This window comes from Staphylococcus sp. 231237_7MaSpsaltlick (genome assembly GCF_043107035.1).
The window spans coordinates 55,122-71,059 of record NZ_JBICNX010000017.1 but is presented as its reverse complement, the minus strand read 5'-3'; the positions used below and the strand labels follow the sequence as shown (position 1 = coordinate 71,059).

At 34.7% G+C, this 15,938-nt stretch carries 20 protein-coding genes and 1 riboswitch; of the genes, 1 reads left to right on the top strand and 19 read right to left on the bottom strand.

Annotated elements, in window-relative coordinates; all coding sequences use genetic code 11:
• From thiM to ACF91D_RS23030, 5 genes are all read right to left on the bottom strand, one after another.
• Positions 1-789, bottom strand: coding sequence for a hydroxyethylthiazole kinase (gene thiM / locus ACF91D_RS23050; RefSeq protein WP_107527439.1), 789 nt, complete (start codon positions 787-789; stop codon positions 1-3).
• Positions 782-1,603, bottom strand: a complete 822-nt coding sequence (thiD, locus tag ACF91D_RS23045; RefSeq protein ID WP_107527434.1) for a bifunctional hydroxymethylpyrimidine kinase/phosphomethylpyrimidine kinase — start codon at positions 1,601-1,603, stop codon at positions 782-784. The genes thiM and thiD overlap by 8 nt, the downstream gene beginning before the upstream one ends.
• Positions 1,596-2,285, bottom strand: a complete 690-nt coding sequence (gene tenA / locus ACF91D_RS23040) for a thiaminase II (protein WP_107527433.1) — start codon at positions 2,283-2,285, stop codon at positions 1,596-1,598. Before tenA ends, thiD begins: the two co-directional genes overlap by 8 nt.
• Before the next feature lie 86 nt (positions 2,286-2,371).
• A riboswitch (TPP riboswitch) is annotated at positions 2,372-2,470 on the bottom strand.
• A 120-nt stretch (positions 2,471-2,590) separates the two neighbouring features.
• Complete coding sequence (locus ACF91D_RS23035; protein WP_107527432.1) at positions 2,591-3,283, bottom strand: transglycosylase family protein; 693 nt, start codon at positions 3,281-3,283, stop codon at positions 2,591-2,593.
• Positions 3,284-3,737: 454 nt separating this feature from the next.
• Complete coding sequence (locus tag ACF91D_RS23030) at positions 3,738-4,157, bottom strand: single-stranded DNA-binding protein (RefSeq protein ID WP_107527431.1); 420 nt, start codon at positions 4,155-4,157, stop codon at positions 3,738-3,740.
• Positions 4,158-4,347: 190 nt separating this feature from the next.
• On the opposite strand from ACF91D_RS23030, the gene ACF91D_RS23025 reads away from it, so the two are divergent.
• Positions 4,348-4,797, top strand: coding sequence for a YwpF-like family protein (locus ACF91D_RS23025; RefSeq protein ID WP_042739531.1), 450 nt, complete (start codon positions 4,348-4,350; stop codon positions 4,795-4,797).
• Between the two features lie 61 nt (positions 4,798-4,858).
• Here the strand turns inward: ACF91D_RS23025 and fabZ are convergent, their stop codons facing one another.
• The 14 genes from fabZ to upp all read right to left on the bottom strand — a co-directional run bounded on the left by fabZ (position 4,859) and on the right by upp (position 15,938).
• Positions 4,859-5,299, bottom strand: a complete 441-nt coding sequence (fabZ, locus tag ACF91D_RS23020; protein WP_042739532.1) for a 3-hydroxyacyl-ACP dehydratase FabZ — start codon at positions 5,297-5,299, stop codon at positions 4,859-4,861.
• 51 nt (positions 5,300-5,350) lie between these two features.
• The gene (murA, locus tag ACF91D_RS23015; protein ID WP_042739533.1) at positions 5,351-6,616 is read right to left on the bottom strand and encodes a UDP-N-acetylglucosamine 1-carboxyvinyltransferase; all 1,266 of its coding nucleotides are present in this window, start codon (positions 6,614-6,616) and stop codon (positions 5,351-5,353) included.
• A 111-nt stretch (positions 6,617-6,727) separates the two neighbouring features.
• On the bottom strand, positions 6,728-6,961 hold the full coding sequence (locus ACF91D_RS23010; protein WP_042739534.1) for a DUF1146 family protein: 234 nt from the start codon (positions 6,959-6,961) through the stop codon (positions 6,728-6,730).
• Positions 6,962-7,178: 217 nt separating this feature from the next.
• Entirely contained in the window at positions 7,179-7,586 is a 408-nt protein-coding gene (locus ACF91D_RS23005; RefSeq protein WP_042739535.1) for a F0F1 ATP synthase subunit epsilon, read from the bottom strand.
• A 19-nt stretch (positions 7,587-7,605) separates the two neighbouring features.
• Entirely contained in the window at positions 7,606-9,018 is a 1,413-nt protein-coding gene (gene atpD, locus ACF91D_RS23000; RefSeq protein ID WP_042739536.1) for a F0F1 ATP synthase subunit beta, read from the bottom strand.
• A 21-nt stretch (positions 9,019-9,039) separates the two neighbouring features.
• Positions 9,040-9,906 (bottom strand): ATP synthase F1 subunit gamma, encoded by an 867-nt coding sequence (gene atpG, locus ACF91D_RS22995; RefSeq protein WP_042739537.1) that lies wholly within the window; start codon positions 9,904-9,906, stop codon positions 9,040-9,042.
• A gap of 31 nt (positions 9,907-9,937) precedes the next feature.
• A complete protein-coding gene (gene atpA, locus ACF91D_RS22990; RefSeq protein ID WP_107527144.1) occupies positions 9,938-11,449 on the bottom strand; it encodes a F0F1 ATP synthase subunit alpha in 1,512 nt (503 codons plus the stop codon).
• Positions 11,450-11,470: 21 nt separating this feature from the next.
• Complete coding sequence (locus tag ACF91D_RS22985; RefSeq protein ID WP_107527143.1) at positions 11,471-12,010, bottom strand: F0F1 ATP synthase subunit delta; 540 nt, start codon at positions 12,008-12,010, stop codon at positions 11,471-11,473.
• A complete protein-coding gene (locus tag ACF91D_RS22980) occupies positions 12,010-12,537 on the bottom strand; it encodes a F0F1 ATP synthase subunit B (RefSeq protein ID WP_042739540.1) in 528 nt (175 codons plus the stop codon). Before ACF91D_RS22980 ends, ACF91D_RS22985 begins: the two co-directional genes overlap by 1 nt.
• A 98-nt stretch (positions 12,538-12,635) precedes the next feature.
• Complete coding sequence (gene atpE / locus ACF91D_RS22975; RefSeq protein ID WP_002510315.1) at positions 12,636-12,848, bottom strand: F0F1 ATP synthase subunit C; 213 nt, start codon at positions 12,846-12,848, stop codon at positions 12,636-12,638.
• A 49-nt stretch (positions 12,849-12,897) separates the two neighbouring features.
• A complete protein-coding gene (gene atpB / locus ACF91D_RS22970; RefSeq protein WP_107527142.1) occupies positions 12,898-13,620 on the bottom strand; it encodes a F0F1 ATP synthase subunit A in 723 nt (240 codons plus the stop codon).
• Between the two features lie 28 nt (positions 13,621-13,648).
• Positions 13,649-13,999: an ATP synthase subunit I gene (locus ACF91D_RS22965; protein WP_107527141.1), complete on the bottom strand. Its 351-nt coding sequence runs from the start codon at positions 13,997-13,999 to the stop codon at positions 13,649-13,651.
• Positions 14,000-14,155: 156 nt separating this feature from the next.
• A complete protein-coding gene (gene wecB, locus ACF91D_RS22960; RefSeq protein WP_042739543.1) occupies positions 14,156-15,286 on the bottom strand; it encodes a non-hydrolyzing UDP-N-acetylglucosamine 2-epimerase in 1,131 nt (376 codons plus the stop codon).
• A 22-nt stretch (positions 15,287-15,308) separates the two neighbouring features.
• Positions 15,309-15,938, bottom strand: coding sequence for a uracil phosphoribosyltransferase (gene upp / locus ACF91D_RS22955; RefSeq protein WP_042739544.1), 630 nt, complete (start codon positions 15,936-15,938; stop codon positions 15,309-15,311).

Genomic DNA, 15,938 nt, shown 5'->3' with positions numbered 1-15,938 from the left:
TTATACCTCTGTTCTACGATTTGATTTTAAATAATCATCATATGAAATATGATATAACGCGTCTAGTAATGCTGTCATAAATGATGCCGGCCCTTGATGACCTGCCAGTTGTTCCGCTGCTTCAGCTGCAATATTATAAATAGCAACTGCTTCTTCTAATTGCTGTATTTGTACCTTTCCCTTTTCGGTTAAAAAGGCCCCTACAATAGCACCTAGTAAACAACCCGCACCAGTTATACGTGTCAGTAATGAAGAACCATTTGATAATTGAATCACTTTGTTATCCTGCGCTATAATATCTTCTTTACCTGTAATTACAATCGCTGTTTGTAATTGATCAAGTGCTTTACGTGCGATATCTATTGCATCTAAATTCACATCACTATCTGTACCTTTCATCGTTGTTTCATCATCGATTAGTGCTAGTACTTCAGATGCATTGCCTTTAATGACTGCGATATCAATTTCCTCTATAAATTGCTTACAAAACTGTTTTCTAAAATCAGATGCGCCAACTGCAACTGGATCAAATATCACAGGTGTGCCTACTTTATTTGCAATTTTAGCAATTTCTAACATATCTTTCGCTCTATCTTTAGTAATTGTGCCAATATTGATTAATAATGCTTGTGCAACGGATAACATTTCTGTCGCTTCTTCAGGTGCTTCACTCATTGCCGGACTTGCCCCTAAACTCAGCAACCCATTTGCAGTAAAATGCTTAACAACATCATTGGTATAACAAATAATTAATGGTTGTATGTTTTTTATCTTATCTAAATTATTCATCATCTAATCCCACTTCTTTCATATATGCAAAGTGATTTACTGGTCCTCTACCTTGTCCGATTTCTGGTGTATGTTTAATACTTAACGCTATAAAGTTTTTAGCTTTTTGCACAGCAGCATAAATTGATTTGCCTTTGGCTAATTCCGCCGTAATAACTGCTGAAAATGTACAACCTGTACCATGTGTATGCTTTGTTTCATAGCGCGGTGAATCGAACGTATAAACGTCTTCCGTGGTAAATAAGTAATCTTTAGCGGTCGTTAAATCTGTAGAATGTCCACCTTTTATCACAACACCTTTACTTCCAATTTCTTCGATAAATAACTTTCCTGCTTTATATATATCTGCTTCAGAATTAATCTTAAATCCAACAATTTCCTCTGCTTCCGGAATATTTGGTGTTGCAACAGTGGCATATGGTAATAAGATATTCTGTAAATCTGCTTTTGCTTCGTCATCCATTAAGGCATCTCCACTTTTTGCAAGCATCACTGGATCTATGACATATGGAATTTCTGGATATGCTTGTAAATATTGTGCAATTAATTCCATCATTTCTTTAGATGCAATCATCCCTGTCTTAATAGCTTGAGGCAATTCATCATCAAAGACACTTTCTAATTGCTCTTTTAACCATTCTGTTTCTAAATTATGAATATGTTGTACGCCTTTTGTATTTTGAGCAACAATACTTGTTATTGTAGCCATACCATAAACACCACATGCATGAAATGATTTCAAATCAGCCATAACACCTGCTCCGCCTGTAGGATCTGTACCTGCTATTGTCAAAGCTATTTTAGGTTTATTCATCTTTATCTCCTCCAAATGACCATGCCTCTTGATTATAAGACATTGCAAAAAAGTTTCTTTCATGTATTGTACTTTGTAAAAATGATTCTTTAATTTCATTTCGTTCTTCTTTACTAACATGTGCCGTTAATTTATTCATTAAATCATCAAAGACTTTAACCAATTCATCCATTTCAGTACTGTAAAAGTCAAACCATTGTTTTAAAATTGAATCTGTATTTAATTCTGGATCTTGAAGTGCTCTATTAGCAATCACTTGATATACATATGGGCAAGGTGCCATAGCAGCTATTGTATATGCTGCATTTTCTTTAGCAAAGGCATGATAATACATATGTTTTATATAATGGTCTCCACTTGGGGGCCAAACCTTTTCTTTAACGATTTCATCATATGGAGCTTGCACATAATCCGCAAGAATTTCGTGTGCTTCAACTTCACCATCTACTATAAATTGAATTTGTTCAACTAAGAACTTAACATCTGTCAATTCAGGCATTTTTGGTATCAACAATGCATATATATTCGCAAACTCCTTCAAATAAGACGCATCTGCTCTTAAATAAAATTTTGTCGCCTCGTACGACAACTCTCCATGTAGCATGTCTTGGATAAATGGATCATCATATATGTCATCTAAAATAGGTGCAGCTGCTTCTTTTAATTCTTCTGAAAATAACAAAATCAAAGTCCTCCTATAATAAAAAAACTACATTCCAACAATAGGAATGTAGTAAATCTATAGAAGTCGTAACAAAACATGACCTACTATAAATTGCACTACTTTCCTACGTTGGTACTAACCAAATCAGGTTGTAAGGGTCTGAATTTATTCATCTCAGCCATATGGCTCCCCTAGTAGTATTTTTTAATCTTTATATTTATTTAAACATAACAAAATGTTTATAACATTGCAATAAAGTCCAATTCACAAAATAAGCTCACCCCTAGTCTGGAGTGAGCTTAAAATAACTTATTTCATATATATTATGCAGTTACCCATTGTGAAGCACCAGCTGTATTATATAATTTAACTGCTGCTGCGTCTTGAACTGATTCTGGAGCTTCTGTTGGAGATACACCTTTGTACTCATCAGGAGCTACTGAATCCCAAGTGCTTTGTAAGAATTGATATTTACCTGCTGCACCTGAAGATGGGTTTACAGCTTTAAGATCGCCACCTGATTCACGTTGTGCGATTTGTTGTAAATGACTATTTACATTTACTGATGAACCAGTTGATTCTTCACTACTTGAACTATTTGAACTTTGTTGTGTTGAAGCTTGTTGTGTTGTTGCTTCTTGTTGTGGTTGTTGTGTTTGTTCAGTTTGTGGTGCTGCTTCTTGAGCTGGTTGTTCAGTTTGTGTAGTTGTTTGTTGTTGTGGTTGTTCAACTTCAGTTGAACCAGAATTATTATTTGAAGCGCCTTCGCCATAACTCCATGACCATGTTTCGCCATTTGATTCAAAGTTATAGTTGACACCGTTTAAGTTAAAGTTATAGTTATATGAACCTTCATGTACTGGAGATTCATTTAATTGTTGTGGATTTGATTGAGCTAATTGCGCTAACTCAGCTTTATTAACACCTTGTTCTGAAGCGTCTGCTGAATTTCCTGCTGCAACGCCTGTTACTCCTAAACCTACTGCTAATGTTGATGCAATTACTGTTTTTTTCATTTCTAAAAATTCCTCCTATAAGGTAATTAGTTTTATGATTAATTTGCTAAAGCAACTATAACATTCAAAACATACCTGTAGGTTACAGAGAAATAAAAAAACAACAGTCTTTTTTACATCCTAGTTACATCAAAAAAATTATATATTTTTTGAATTTAAACTGTTTTAGATTGCTATGAAAGCTTTTAAGCGTTTGTGATTGTTATCAACTGCGTAATATTATTGTAATTTATCTGACTATTCAGTCAATAAAAACCGTCACAACAGTGTTTTTTGGTGTGTTATTACACTCTATTTGAATGTGATTATCTTTATTTTCAACATGACAAAAGCTATCCTTCTCAATTTCAATCATTAGAGAAGAATAGCCTGAAAAGTATAATGAATAGTAGGATTAAATGTATATTAATTTGAATGGATTATAAAAGGGATTATTTGTTATAAAGTGGATGTATTAAACAATTTCAAATAATTTATTGTTTGCTATTTCAGATTGATCGGTTAATTGTTGTTGCGCATCTAGTGGGATTGTTTCATAAAGTGATGTACTTTCTTTCGTAGCACGTTTAGACATGAACTTAATTGATTCGACAAATATTTCAGATACAAAATGTGTCTGACCTTCTTTCTCATATTTACTAGATTGTAACTGACCAGTAACGCCGACTAGTGAACCTTGGTTGATATAGTGTTCAATATTATGAGCTAGTTTACCGAATGCTTTACAATATAAATAATCACAAATGGTATTCTGATCTTTGTCTTTGTAACTCCGATTAACAGCTACACAGAACGTAGCTAATTTCTTTCCCTCCTTCTCATATATTTGTGGGTCCTTTGTCAGTCTACCGACAATGACAATGTTATTAATCATGTGTCACCTCCTTCATAGCCTTATCATATGCAAAGCGGTCTTTATAGTCAAAACACAATTATTTAAATATATTAAGAGTAGATTCATCACATTTTTATAAATATTACCTTTCTCAATTAAAATTACGTTATAATACTACTATAAATAGAAATATCGTAGATTTTAAAAATTATAATTGGATGTGAAGACGATGAAGACCTTTAAAGCCGTTCGATTTCAAATTGTATCAGAAAATGGTGGTGTAACTGAATACGAATTAGATGATGGTGTCATTATCAATAAAGAGAGTAGTGGCACTGGCTGGTTGCTTGAAATCGTCATTTCAGATTTTCATTATGAAACAATGAAAAAATATATGGACGATGAAACACTACTAGATATCCGTGTAGTTATTACACGTCCAGCCAATGATCCTGCATTGTTTGATGCCACGATAAAACATATTAGTAAATTGGAACAAGCACAGTCGATTTCGGTAGTTTTTGAATGTCATATCTATACATTGAGACAAGTTTATGCTGAAAGCTTATTAGAACAATTAATCGATGAAGGATTATCTGGAGAAGAACTCAAGAAATCATTTAATAGAATGATGCAATCTAAACCTCGATTAAAAGATGAAAAGTTTGAAAAAGAATAAAAATAAAATAACCGTAAAAGTTATAGTATTTGCATACATAAAACTTTTACGGTTATTTTTATTATTTACTATCTTGTAGGGCAAATGTTAGTTCACAGCTACATGCAACTTGTCCATCTACAGTTGCTTTAGCATTACCTTTACCAATTGGCCCTTTCATCTTCGTAATTTCCACTTCTAATCTTAAAGTGTCTCCAGGAGTTACTTGCTTTTTAAATCTGCATTTATCGATACCTGCAAACAAAGCTAACTTTCCTTTATTGGCTTCATTGTTTAACATTGCGACGGCACCTGTTTGAGCCAAAGCCTCAGTTATCAATACACCAGGCATTACCGCATATTCTGGAAAATGTCCTTGGAAAAATGGTTCGTTTCCTGAAACTTGCTTTATCGCTACGCAACGTTGACCTTCTTCATATTCGACAACACGATCAATCAATAAAAATGGTTGTCTATGTGGGATGATTTCCTTAATTTGATTGTAATCAAAAATTGTTTCCATGACTTATTTCCTCCAACTCAATATTCATTGCTGTTTCATTTCGTACTATGATTAGTCTTGAGTACGTTTAATATCTGCACCTAATCCATTAAGTTTACCATGTAAATCAACATATCCTCTATCTAAGTGCTTTAATTCTGTAACTTGTGTTACACCATCTGCAACTAATCCAGCTAAGATAAGTGCTGCAGCTGCACGTAAGTCTGTTGCTTTAACTTGAGCACCTTGAAGTTGACTCTTACCTTCTATTTTAGCACTTCTACCTTCTACAGTAATACGTGCATTCATACGTTTAAATTCTGCAACATGCATAAATCTGTTTTCAAATACTGTTTCTGTAACTACTTTATGACCTTCAGCAGTCAACAGTAATGCCATCATTTGTGATTGCATATCAGTAGGGAATCCTGGATGCGGAAGTGTCTTAATATCTACAGGTTTCAACTCACCTTCTGCTTTAACATGAATAGAATCACCGTTATATTCTAATTCCACACCCATTTCTTCTAACTTATATAATAAGCTAGTCATATGTTCTTTAATTGCACCATGAACAATAATGTCACCACGCGTAATTGCACCAGCAATAATCAATGTACCTGCTTCGATTCTATCTGGAATAATTGAATGTTCTACTCCATGTAATTTCTCAACGCCGTGAATCGTAATCGTGTCAGTTCCTGCGCCAATTACATTTCCTCCCATTTCATTAATGTAATTAGCAAGATCGACGATTTCAGGTTCACGTGCAACATTTTCAAGCACAGTCTTACCTTCTGCAAGTGATGCAGCCATAATAATATTTTGAGTAGCACCTACACTAGGAAAATCTAAATGGATTGTTGTACCTTTCAAACCATCTTTAGTAGTCGCGTAAATGAAACCACCATCCATATGAATTTCTGCACCTAATTCTTCAAAGCCTTTGATATGTTGCTCAATAGGTCTTGAACCAATTGCACAGCCACCAGGAAGTGCTACTTTAGCATGTCCTAATCTCGCTAATAATGGTCCCATTACTAAGATGCTTGCACGCATCTTACTTACGTATTCATATGGCGCTTCTTCATTTAACTGTTTCGTTGCATCAACTGTTACAGCATCTTCTTCTTTATTATAAGATACTTCAGCATTTAATGTTGAAAGTACGTTATTAATTGTTTCAACGTCACTCAATGCTGGAACATTTAATAATTTACTTTCACCATCAGATGCTAGTAATGATGCAGTCAGTATAGGTAATACCGCGTTTTTTGCACCAGATACCTTAACTTCCCCTGTTAATCTATTTCCACCTTTAATTTCTATCTTATCCATCTTAAAATCCTCCACTTTACTACTTATAAATATTTTCATCTAATTTTATTTAATTCATGATTCTTCCAAATCATTATATCTAGTATTTTAAAAAAGGTACAAGTATTTGAACTATTGTGCCAAATATTTTATTTGTGTTGAAAATTGTAATAAATCTACAAGAAAATTACTTACTGCAGTACCTAATAAAATAGCTAAAAATATCATACAGATTTGAATTTGTAAGGGATAACCCTTTTTAAAAAACTGATCTAACCTCACGGCGTTTAAAGCCCAATAAGCAATACAAATACAAATAACATGCAAGATTAGGTGAACTATTGAAAATTGTGCCATGTATTCCATAATTTCTGCACCTCACTATTCAATTCACTATCTACTTATTTTACATGAAATAAGCTTGAAAAGATACTTAAGCAGTAAATTAGATACACGATTAAATTACACTATATTATTTTTCCCGAATTTAAAGTAGTTTACTCATTTTAAAATAGATTAACGTGTACAATTTCACCAAAAAAAATGAAGCTCCTTAAAATTAAGGAACTTCAATTTCATAAATCTATTGTAAGTTAGCAACACGAATACGGTTATTTGCGCGTTCTAGTGCACGTTTGGCTCTATTAATGTCACTATTACCATTGCTATCGTTTAAATGCGACTCTGCTTTAGATTTAGCTTGTTCAGCTCTTGATACATCTATATCATTTGCAGGTTCTGCAGTTTGAACAATAATAGATAACTTATCTTGTCTAACCTCGACAAAACCTTCACTCACTGCAATATATTCTGAACCGCCATCAAAGTTAATTTTGGCATAGCCAATTTCTAGCGCTGCAACTGTAGGTATATGTCCATACATAACCCCGATGTCACCAGCAGTTGTTTGTAAAACTGCTAGCGTTACATCGTCTCGGTCGTAAACAGAACCATTAGGAGTGACAATATTAAGGCTTAATGTATTACTCACTATCCATACCTCCTAATTTTTAAACTTCAACACCCATATCTTTTGCTTTTGCGATTACATCTTCCATGCCACCGACTAAACGGAACGCATCTTCAGGAATATGATCGTATTTACCATCAAGGATTGCTTTGAAGTCTTCTACAGTTTTCTTCACTGGTACATAAGATCCCTTTTGACCAGTAAATTGTTCAGCTACATGGAAGTTTTGTGATAAGAAGAATTGAATACGACGTGCGCGTTCAACTGTTTGTTTATCTTCTTCAGATAACTCATCCATACCTAAAATAGCTATGATATCTTGTAGCTCTCTATACTTTTGTAAAGTAGCTTGGACATTACGTGCAATTTCATAATGTTCTTGTCCAACAATTGTAGGCTCAAGTGCTCTTGAAGTTGAAGCCAGTGGGTCAACTGCTGGGTAAATACCCATTTCAGTTAACTTACGCTCTAAGTTTGTTGTAGCATCTAAGTGAGCAAATGCCGTTGCTGGTGCAGGGTCAGTATAGTCATCGGCAGGTACGAATACCGCTTGGATTGACGTTACAGAACCTTTATTCGTTGACGTAATACGTTCTTGTAATTGACCCATTTCAGTAGCAAGTGTAGGTTGGTAACCTACTGCTGAAGGCATACGGCCTAATAATGCTGAAACCTCAGAACCAGCTTGTGTGAATCTGAAGATATTATCGATAAATAGTAAAACATCTTGCCCTTCTTCATCACGGAAATACTCAGCCATAGTTAAACCAGAAAGTGCTACTCGCATACGAGCACCAGGTGGTTCGTTCATTTGACCAAAGACCATCGCTGTCTTCTTAATAACACCACTATCGCTCATCTCGAAGTATAAATCATTACCTTCACGTGTACGCTCTCCTACACCGGCAAAAACGGAAATACCACCGTGTTCTTGTGCGATATTGTTGATTAATTCTTGGATTAAAACGGTTTTACCTACACCGGCACCACCGAATAATCCGATTTTACCACCTTTAATATATGGTGCTAACAAATCAACAACTTTAATTCCTGTTTCTAAAATTTCAACTTTTGTTGATAATTGATCAAATGCAGGAGACTCTCTATGGATAGGGTCACGTCTTACAGAGTCATCAATTTTTTCTTCTAAATCAATTGTATCTCCAAGAACGTTAAACACTCTACCTAATGTTGCGTCACCTACAGGAACGCTAATACTTTTACCGGTATCTTTAACTTCTGTACCACGCTTTACGCCATCAGTCGAATCCATAGCGATCGTACGAACTACGTCATCACCAAGTTGTAATGCTACTTCTAATGTTAAAGAAACTGTTTCATCGTCTTTTACAACTTCAACTTCTAAAGCATTATTAATTTCCGGAACTTCATTGTGTTCAAAACGAACATCAATTACTGGACCCATAACTTGTGTTACACGGCCTAATCCCATGCTGTTTTCCTCCTTTAATTATTATTCAAGTGCAGCTGAACCACCAACAATTTCAGTGATTTGCTGTGTAATTGCTGCTTGTCTCGCTCTGTTATATTCTAGTGATAAATCATCAATAAGTTCTGTCGCATTATCTGATGCATTTTTCATAGCTGTCATACGTGTTGCATGCTCACTCGCTTTTGCATCTAATATTGTTCCGTATATTAAACTCTCAACATATTGAGGTAGTATGACACTCAATATTGATTCTTTGTCTGGTTCAAATTCATAAGATGACATTTGACCATGACCTAAACTTGAATCTTCTGGAGATAATGGAAGTACGGTCTTCATTGATGGTTTATGTTCTAATACACTGACGAAATGACTGAAGTAAATTTTAACTTCATCTACTTCTTCATCGCTATATAAATCAATTGCTTTTTTAGCAATCGCTTGTATTTCTTTAAAAGAAGGTTGATCAGGAACATCAACTAATGATTCTTTGATGTCATATCCTTTATTCTTTAGAAAATCTACACCAACTTGGCCTAAGACCAAAATAGTATACTCATCTTTGCTGTTATGTTTCTGTTCGATATCTTTGAGTAGACGTTTTAACACGTTCGCATTATAAGCGCCAGCAAGACCTTTATCACTGGTAATTACTAAATATCCACTTTTCTTTACTTCACGTTGCTTTAACATAGGATGATGTGTATGTTTATTCGCACCAGCTACTGCTGTTATCGCATCTTGCATTTTTTCCATGTATGGTCTAAATTGTTTCGTGTTTTTCTCAGCACGACGCAATTTCGAACTCGATACCATGTTCATTGCCTTCGTAATTTGTTTCATCTTTTTTGTTGATTTTATACGTGTATCTATCTCTTTAAGAGAGGCCATTATCTCACCACCTTTATTTTACTTTACGATATTATGCTTCTGTTTTACTGAAACTCTTTTTAAAGTCTTGAATTGCAGTTTCAAAAGTTTCGTCGCTTGGTAAGCCACCTGAAGTTTTAATTTCATTTAATAACTCTGATGCATTTGATTTAGCCCATTGGTTGAATTCATCTTCAAAACGAGTAATATCAACAACTGGAATATCGTCTAAGTATCCTTTAGTTAATGCATAAATGATTAACACTTGGTTCTCTACAGGTAGTGGTTTGTTTTGGTCTTGTTTCAACACTTCAACAGTACGTTTACCACGTTCTAATTTTTGAGCTGTAAATTCATCTAAATCAGAACCAAATTGCGCAAATGATTCTAATTCACGATAAGACGCTAAATCTAAACGTAACGTACCTGCTACCTTTTTCATAGCTTTAATTTGTGCAGAACCACCTACACGTGATACAGATTGTCCTGCATTAATCGCAGGGCGAACACCTGAGAAGAATAAATCAGATTGTAAGAAGATCTGACCATCTGTAATAGAAATTACGTTTGTAGGTACATAAGCTGAAATATCTCCAGCTTGTGTTTCGATGATTGGTAACGCAGTGATTGAACCGCCACCTAATTCATCATTTAACTTTGCAGCTCTTTCTAATAATCTACTATGTAAGTAGAAGACATCACCTGGGTATGCTTCACGACCTGGTGGTCTACGAAGTAATAATGAAAGTTCACGGTAAGCTGATGCTTGTTTTGTTAAATCATCATAAACAATTAGTACATCTTTACCAGCAAACATAAATTCTTCACCCATTGTCACACCAGCATAAGGTGCAATATACAACATTGGGGCTGGATCAGCTGCAGACGCTGAAACGATAATTGTATAATCTAACGCGCCTTCTTGTCGTAATTTTTCAACGTTAGCTCGAACTGTTGAATCCTTTTGACCAATGGCAACATAAATACAAATTGTATCTTGATCATGTTGATTAAGAATTGTATCTATAGCAACTGTTGTTTTACCAGTTTGACGGTCACCAATGATTAACTCACGTTGACCTCTACCGATAGGTACTAACGCATCGATGGCTTTAATACCTGTTTGTAATGGCTCGTCAACTGATTTACGATCCATTACTCCAGTTGCTTTCTTTTCGATTGGGCGTGTCTTTGTTGTATTGATTGGACCTTGTCCATCAATTGGTTGTCCTAGTGGATTCACTACTCGACCTACTAACTCTTCACCAACAGGCACTTCCATAATACGTCCAGTACGTTTTACTTCGTCCCCTTCTTTGATGTCTGCGTATGGTCCTAAAATTACGACACCAACATTTGATTCTTCTAAGTTTTGAGCTAAACCTAGAACGCCGCTTTTAAATTCTACTAGCTCTCCAGCCATAACATCATTTAATCCGTGGATTAATGCAATACCATCACCGATTTGTAAGACCGTACCTACATCGGTAACAGAAGTTTCTGACTCATAGTTTTCTATTTGAGAGCGAAGTAATGCACTGATTTCTTCAGCTTTAATGGCCATCTATGTCACTCCTCCAATTTTTTATTTCACTCGTATAAATTGCTTTTCTAATTGAGCAAGGTCATTCTGAACGCTTGCATCCATTACTTTTGTACCAACTTTAACTCGAACGCCACCGATTAACTCTGGGTTAATATGATTCGTTAACATCACTTTTTCTAAGTTAGTACGCTTTTTGATAATTGTCTCGATTTGGGTTAAATCATCTTCAGATAAAGCATAAACAGATTCGACAACTGCAAAATCTTGCTTATGATGTAGATTATATAATGCTTCAAAAGCCTTAAATATTTCATGAATATACGAAAGATGGCGATTTTTAGCTAATATTTTCAACATATTAAGTAAATATTGATTCGTTTCGCCAAAGACTAACGTCACAAAACGGATGCGTTGTTCAGCATCCTTTTGTGGGTCCTCATCTAATTCTTTTAATTTTGTAGTTTCTGGTTCTACAGCGCTATCTATTGTTGAAAATGATTCATACATTGTCTCTAGTTCATTATGATCAACAGCGGTATCAAATAATGCTTTGGCATATTTTTTTGCTATCTTAGCCATTATTTATCGCCTGCCTCTTTTATGTACTTTTCAACTAATGCTTTTTGATCTTGCTCTGAAATTTCTTTTTGTAAGACTTTAGATGCGATTAATACTGAAAGCTCAGAAACTTGATTATTAATATCAGCGATAGCACGTTCTTTTTGACTATTGATTTCATTTTGTGCAGTTTCGATCATGCCGTTAGCTCTAATATTAGCTTCGTGAATAATTTCTTCATGTTGTTTGCGCGCTTGAATTTTAGATTCTTCTAGAATTTTATGAACCTCTTCTTGTGTTTCTTTTAGCGTTTGTTTGTTTTGTGCTTCTAATTTTTGTGCATTTAATTTTGCTTGTTCAGCATCGTCAATATCTTTATTAATATCACGTTCACGTTGATCCATTACTTCTTTTAAAGGACCCCATGCGAACTTTTTCAATAAAGCTAGTAAGACTAAAAATGTTATAGCTGTAACGATTATTGTTCCCCACTGAACGCCTGTAGCTTCGGTTGCACCAAGCACAAACATGTTTGTCGTAGCAGTCACTTACATAGACACTCCTTTCATTCAAATTAATCGTAATTCTTTAAGATAAAACGAACGGCGAAAGTCGGAATCGACTTCGCCTTTAACTAAAATTGTAATTACATGAACATTACGATGAATGAAATAACAAGACCAAGGATTGGTAATGCCTCAACTAAACCGATACCGATGAACATAATTGACATCAATTGTCCACGTGCTTCTGGTTGACGTGCTACACCTTCTACTGTTCTAGATACAATAAGACCGTTACCAATACCTGCACCAAGTGCTGATAAACCAATTGCGATTGCTGCTGCGATTAAATTCATTTATAAAATCCTCCTAATTTTTCTCTTTTTTATTTTTTAAATTATATTATTAATGGCTGTCCGATACTTTGTGGGACATATAAACCATTGATAACATGATGAAAATATATGCTTGGATTGCACCGATAAATATCGAGAATGCTTGCCAAACAATTAATCCTGGCACACCGATAATCCAACCCCATGCCAAGTGATTAACAACTAAACCTGAAAGTAATGTTAGTAATAATTCACCTGCATAGATATTACCATAAAGTCGAAGACCTAACGTTAACGTTGAAGTAAATTCTTCGAACAAATTAATTGGCATCAAGAAAATTGGTTTCGTGTAGTTGCCAAAGTACTTCTTAGTACCACGCATCTTAATACCATAATAATGTGTTAGTAGAATAATTAACGTTGATAACGTTAAGGTTACAGTGGCATCAGCCGTTGGTGATTTCCACCATAAGGTATGCCCTGAAACAATTGAAAAAGGTAAACCTAGCATATTACTGACAAATAAAAACAATATCAATGTCACTGCAAGGAAATGGAATTGTCCACCCTTAGACCATGATAAGTTACTTTCAATAATGCCTCTTACAAAATCAAAAACCCATTCTATGAAGTTTTGCTTGCCGGAAGGACGTTTTTTGAGGTTTCGTGTACAAATAATAGCTATGACAAAAACAATAACCGCTGTAATAATCAACATCATAATAGATGAAAGATTAAACACGATGTCTATACCAAACAATTTCCAACCAACTAGAGGATGTTCATGTTGCATCTGCTCTCACCTCTTTCACGATTAATATTTAATTCTTTTGAATCAAAGGTTTTAAAATAATTAAAACATAAGAAACTGATAAACCAACAATGACACCAAAAATATTGATATATTCCTTATATAGAACCCAAATACAACAAGCTATAATCACAGTTAAATATCTCCAAACGTTGCCCGTTGAAATATGTATATTATCCTTATCTTTAGCTTTTGCAAGGTAATATTCAAATGTATATGTAATACATAAAGAACCTGTAAGTCCTAAAATAAGTCCTAATACAACTGGTGACCTTGTGAAAATAAACACAATAAAGAGCACAATTATACCAAATAAATAGTATTGTAAGTACTGTTTAAAAATGATGCTGAAACGTTTCATTTTGTGCCTCATTTCATTTTGTAGTTCATTTATGAAAACCGTTCCATTCATATAGTTTTAATAATAATATAGGGCGGTTAACGTGTCAATTCTATTCAAATTGTAGTTAAAATTTTTACAAACTTGTCACATTTTCGACACATTAACCACCTTTATTTATTTAAATGATTCCGGTTTTTCAGAAATTAGCTGAAAATAATATTTGATATTCTCGCAAATTCTTTTAGACGCTAAGCCATCACCATATGGATTGCGTGCATGACTCATCTGCTCATATAAAGTAGCATTATCTAATAGTTGTTGCGTCGCTTCAAAGATATTTTCTTCATTAGTGCCAACAATTCTTAATGTGCCAGCTTCGACACCCTCTGGTCGTTCTGTTGTATCTCGTAGCACTAATACTGGTTTCCCCAGTGACGGTGCTTCTTCTTGTACACCACCAGAATCCGTTAATATTAAATACGCTTGATGAGCAAAATTATGAAAATCAACCACTTCTAACGGTTCAATTAATTCAATGCGTGAATGATCAGACAAATATTTGTCTGCAATTTCTCTAACCTTTGGGTTTTTATGTACAGGATAAACAACGACAACATCTTCATACCTATCAACTATATCTCGTACTGCCTTAAAGATATGAGTCATTGGTTCACCAATGTTTTCTCTTCTATGAGCAGTGAGTAAGATAATTCGTTTATCTTTATGTTTATTTATAATAGTTGATTCATATGATTCATGTATGGTCGTGTTCATTGCATCTATTGCTGTATTTCCTGTAACTACAATGGTTTCAGATGGTTTATTTTCATTTAATAAATTTGTTGCAGCATTATTGGTAGGAGCAAAGTGTAAATCAGCCATTACCCCTACCATCTGTCTATTCATTTCTTCTGGAAATGGAGCATATTTATCAAATGTTCTCAATCCTGCTTCTACATGACCGATAGGTATTTGATTATATAATGCCGCTAAACTACCAGCAAAGGTTGTCATGGTATCACCATGAACAAGTATCATGTCTGGTCGTTCCTCTTTGATAACATCCTCTATTCTAGTAAGTATGCGTGAAGTAATGTCAGAAAGTGTTTGTCCTTGTTTCATGATATCCAAATCATAATCTGGTTTGATATCAAAACTAGCTAACACAGAATCTAACATTTCTCTATGCTGTGCCGTCACGACAACAATTGGTTGAAGATCAGGGTCTTCTTGCAATGCTAAAATAAGTGGTGCCATTTTCACTGCTTCCGGTCTTGTACCGAATACAGTCATTATTTTCTTCATACAACTCCACTCCTAGGAGAAACTATTTTGTACCAAACAGACGATCTCCAGCATCACCTAAGCCAGGTGTAATATATGCATGGTCGTCTAGCTTTTCATCTAATGCTGCGATAAAGATATCAACATCTTCATGCGCTTCTTGTAATTTTTCTACACCTTCTGGAGCAGCAATCAAACACATAAAACGAATGTGTTTCGCGCCACGTTTTTTAAGTGAGTTAATTGCTTCAATTGCTGATGCACCAGTCGCTAACATTGGATCCACTACAACAATTTCACGTTCTTCAATATCTTGAGGTAATTTAACAAAATATTCTACCGCTTCTAATGTTTCTGGATCTCGATATAAACCAACATGACCAATTCTTGCTGCCGGTACCAGATTTAAAATACCTTGAGTCATGCCTAGTCCTGCACGTAAAATTGGTACGAAAGCTAATTTTTTACCTGTTAAACGTTTGGCAACCATTTTGGTTACAGGCGTTTCAATTTCAACGTCCTGTAATTCTAAATCTCTCGTCACTTCGTATGCCATTAACATACCGACTTCATCTACTAATTCTCTAAATTCTTTTGTCCCTGTATGTACATCACGAATATAACTTAATTTGTGTTGAATAAGTGGGTGATCAAAAACATGTACTTTGCCCAT

Excerpts from the sequence above, each read along its gene's own strand:
- thiM (WP_107527439.1), bottom strand. The coding sequence starts at position 789 with ATGAATAATTTAGATAAGATAAAAAACATACAACCATTAATTATTTGT.
- thiD (WP_107527434.1), bottom strand. The coding sequence starts at position 1,603 with ATGAATAAACCTAAAATAGCTTTGACAATAGCAGGTACAGATCCTACA.
- ACF91D_RS23035 (WP_107527432.1), bottom strand. The coding sequence starts at position 3,283 with ATGAAAAAAACAGTAATTGCATCAACATTAGCAGTAGGTTTAGGAGTA.
- ACF91D_RS23030 (WP_107527431.1), bottom strand. The coding sequence starts at position 4,157 with ATGATTAATAACATTGTCATTGTCGGTAGACTGACAAAGGACCCACAA.
- ACF91D_RS23025 (WP_042739531.1), top strand. The coding sequence starts at position 4,348 with ATGAAGACCTTTAAAGCCGTTCGATTTCAAATTGTATCAGAAAATGGT.
- fabZ (WP_042739532.1), bottom strand. The coding sequence starts at position 5,299 with ATGGAAACAATTTTTGATTACAATCAAATTAAGGAAATCATCCCACAT.
- murA (WP_042739533.1), bottom strand. The coding sequence starts at position 6,616 with ATGGATAAGATAGAAATTAAAGGTGGAAATAGATTAACAGGGGAAGTT.
- ACF91D_RS23010 (WP_042739534.1), bottom strand. The coding sequence starts at position 6,961 with ATGGAATACATGGCACAATTTTCAATAGTTCACCTAATCTTGCATGTT.
- atpD (WP_042739536.1), bottom strand. The coding sequence starts at position 9,018 with ATGGGATTAGGCCGTGTAACACAAGTTATGGGTCCAGTAATTGATGTT.
- atpG (WP_042739537.1), bottom strand. The coding sequence starts at position 9,906 with ATGGCCTCTCTTAAAGAGATAGATACACGTATAAAATCAACAAAAAAG.
- atpA (WP_107527144.1), bottom strand. The coding sequence starts at position 11,449 with ATGGCCATTAAAGCTGAAGAAATCAGTGCATTACTTCGCTCTCAAATA.
- ACF91D_RS22985 (WP_107527143.1), bottom strand. The coding sequence starts at position 12,010 with ATGGCTAAGATAGCAAAAAAATATGCCAAAGCATTATTTGATACCGCT.
- atpE (WP_002510315.1), bottom strand. The coding sequence starts at position 12,848 with ATGAATTTAATCGCAGCAGCAATCGCAATTGGTTTATCAGCACTTGGT.
- atpB (WP_107527142.1), bottom strand. The coding sequence starts at position 13,620 with ATGCAACATGAACATCCTCTAGTTGGTTGGAAATTGTTTGGTATAGAC.
- ACF91D_RS22965 (WP_107527141.1), bottom strand. The coding sequence starts at position 13,999 with ATGAAACGTTTCAGCATCATTTTTAAACAGTACTTACAATACTATTTA.
- wecB (WP_042739543.1), bottom strand. The coding sequence starts at position 15,286 with ATGAAGAAAATAATGACTGTATTCGGTACAAGACCGGAAGCAGTGAAA.
- upp (WP_042739544.1), bottom strand. The coding sequence starts at position 15,938 with ATGGGCAAAGTACATGTTTTTGATCACCCACTTATTCAACACAAATTA.